General features: G+C 37.5%; 2 protein-coding genes. One reads left to right on the forward strand and one right to left on the reverse strand.

The features are described from left to right. Positions 1 to 36 precede the first annotated feature (36 nt). Positions 37 to 1,878 carry a DNA primase gene (gene dnaG, locus BAZSYMA_RS03015; RefSeq protein WP_090715502.1) on the reverse strand — a complete coding sequence of 614 codons (1,842 nt, stop codon included), beginning with the start codon at positions 1,876 to 1,878 and terminating at the stop codon, positions 37 to 39. Between the two features lie 19 nt (positions 1,879 to 1,897). Between dnaG and BAZSYMA_RS03020 the strand changes: the two genes are divergently transcribed. Further along, complete coding sequence (locus BAZSYMA_RS03020) at positions 1,898 to 2,794, forward strand: LpxL/LpxP family acyltransferase (protein WP_090715505.1); 897 nt, start codon at positions 1,898 to 1,900, stop codon at positions 2,792 to 2,794. Positions 2,795 to 2,966: the final 172 nt, after the last annotated feature.

Raw genomic sequence — 2,966 nt, forward strand, 5'->3', positions numbered from 1 at the left:
TAATTTCAGTTTATTTAAGGGTGCCTCTGGTAGCCTTTAAGATTTATTTTTTTGAATACCTTCCATCACTTTTCGTTGCTCTTGCTCAGTATTTGCACTTGCTATTTTTCCTTTTACCTTGCTAATGGATTGATGTTTTTCAATTTTAGTTAATGCAGATAAAAACTCATCTTTAGCTTGAACTTCACTCAAATATGGCTCCAACACGCTCAACTCTTGTAAGCGCTGTTGGATACCTGGCTTGGCTTTAAAAAGATGAATCAACTGTTCTTTAGTAATCTCATCTTCTACCTCTGCTTCGCGTACTAACTTTAACAAAACTTCTGATTTTTCAATCTTTCGTATCCTCTCTTCAGCAACACCATTTTCATCGGCTAATAATGGGTAATTAAGCAGCAAACTGATCATTCTTCCCATCAATACTTTAACGGAATTATTTTCTCGTGGTGTAGGGCTTGACTCATAACGATGCTCGTAATCATCATTTACAAAAGATGGCATCGCATCCTCGTATTCCATATTAGATGGTACCTGCACTTGCGTCTGTATTTGTTGCGCCTGAATTTGCTGTGTTTGCACTTTTTTTGCTTGCTTAATAAAGACACTTTTAACCTGTTCAATGCTTTGCCCTACAACTTGTGAAATGCCTTCAAGTAACTGCTCTTGATACGCATCATAAGTCACTAAAGCAATTAATGCTGAGACTTTTTCTAAGAATAGGGTTTTTCCTTCAATAGTATCAAATTCCACTTGTGTCTTCACATGGTCAAACAAAAACTTTGACAACATCTTTGCTTTATTAATGCGCTGCTCAAATGCTTTAGCAGATTCTTTTTTAACCAAAGTATCAGGGTCTTCACCATCAGGCAGGAATAAAAACTTAACCAACAATCCAGATTTAACCACTGGCAAGGTAATCTTTAATGCCTTCCATGCAGCTGCACGACCTGCATCGTCGCCATCAAAACAAAATACAATCGTATTGGTGGTTCGCGCTAATGTTTTCAAATGCTCAGTGGTGGTTGCTGTGCCCAATGTTGCTACTACTTTAGTAATACCAGATTGGTGTAGTGCCACCACATCCATATACCCTTCAACCACCAAAATATAATCCATCTTACGCGAGTATTTGCGTGCATGATACAGCCCGTAAAGCTCTCGAGATTTAGAAAAAATTGGACTTTCTTGCGAATTAAGGTATTTGGCTTTAGCAGTATTATCAAACACCCTGCCACCAAAAGCAATGACACTGCCCTTGCTATTATGAATAGGAAATATTAAACGATCACGGAAAAAATCATAATCACCATATTCGCCTGTTTTAACCAAACCCAAAGCCTTTAAATCAGTAATTGATTGCTCTGTTTTTTCAAAATTAAGCAACAAATCATTGTTACCAGGTGTGGCAAAACCCAACTCAAAACGCTTGGCAATCTCATCACTGATGCCTCGATTTTTTGCATAAGAGGCTGCCTTGTCTTTGGCAGGTGAAACTTTAAGTTGTTGCCTATAAAAATCACTAACTTTTTTCGATAAGTCGCGATATCGTTCAAGCTTAGGGTCAACTGGCTTACTGCTTTTGTCGTATTCAATAGCAAGCCCAAATTCATTGGCGATTGTTTCAACCGCTTCAACAAAACTTAAATTATCGTACTTTTGCACAAAATTAATAGCACCACCACTCTCACCGCACTTAAAACAGTGATAAAATTGCTTTTGAGCGCTAACAGAAAGATTAGAATTTTTACCACCATGGAAAGGGCAAGCTCCACGATAACCATCTCCTGTTTTTTTAAGCACAATGCGTTTGGCAATCAAATCAACAATATCAATTTGATTGGGCAGGTCATTAATAAAATTTTGACTAATATAAGGCATACTTAAGAATTGTATTTTAATGAAAAAACAAAATTTTTATCATCCTAAATTTATCCCAACTTGGATTCTCATTCTACTAATGAAGCTGGGTGCTAAATTGCCATTTACTGTGCAAGTCGCTATCGGCACTGTTTTTGGCAAGCTACTCTATCTGATACTACCCCGCTTCAAAAAAATTGCCTTTATTAATATCAGCAAATGCTTTCCTGATAGAAACAAATCACAAGTTAAACAGCTGGTTAAACAGCATTTTACATCGCTGGGTATTGCTTTTTTTGAATCAGCAAACTGTTTTTATATGGGGAATGCTGCCCTTAAAAAGCGCTATCACATCAAAAATACACAAATCTTACAAGACGCCTTAGACCAGAAAAAAAATGTAATTTTACTGGTCGGACACTTCACCACTATGATGCTTGGTGGCAGAATGCTACTACAAAATTTTAAATTTGCCGATGTCTACCGCCCACAAAACAATGCACTATTTGACGCAGAAATGACCAAACAATTTATGAGGCATGGTTCAACCATGATCAAAGCCAAAGATTCAAGAACGCTTATCACAACGCTTAAATCTGGCTTACCAATTTGGTATGCACCTGACCAAGACCTTGGCGCCAAACATTCTACTTTTGCACCATTTTTTGGCGTACAAACTGCAACCATTAATGCCACTGCAAAACTGGCAAAAATTGATAATACTGTCGTCATTCCGTTATCTTTCTCACGCAATAAATCAGGTTATGAATTAGAATTTTACCGGGCGCTTAGCGATTACCCATCATCAGATGCCTTACAAAATGCCACCACCAACAATCAAATATTACAGATACAAATTCTCAAAGCGCCTGAGCAGTATCTATGGATTCATCGTCGTTTTAAAACCCGCCCAGAAGGTAAGGCCTCCTTTTACTAAAATTACATTCCCTAATCCAAAAATAGAAATCAAAAAAACACACAAACCCCAACTGGTATAATGATTTCAACCAAAAAACCGTTTCACCCATTGGGTGAAAACACAAAAGACGACCCTGTGAACCACATCCCTTTTATACACAACCAAACCTTACTGCGTTTATGAACATTTT

Source organism: Bathymodiolus azoricus thioautotrophic gill symbiont (genome assembly GCF_001298715.1).
Taxonomy (GTDB): Bacteria; Pseudomonadota; Gammaproteobacteria; order PS1; family Pseudothioglobaceae; genus Thiodubiliella.

Bases quoted from the DNA above. Each gene is read 5' to 3' on its own strand.
- dnaG (WP_090715502.1), bottom strand. From the start codon at position 1,878: ATGCCTTATATTAGTCAAAATTTTATTAATGACCTGCCCAATCAAATT.
- BAZSYMA_RS03020 (WP_090715505.1), top strand. From the start codon at position 1,898: ATGAAAAAACAAAATTTTTATCATCCTAAATTTATCCCAACTTGGATT.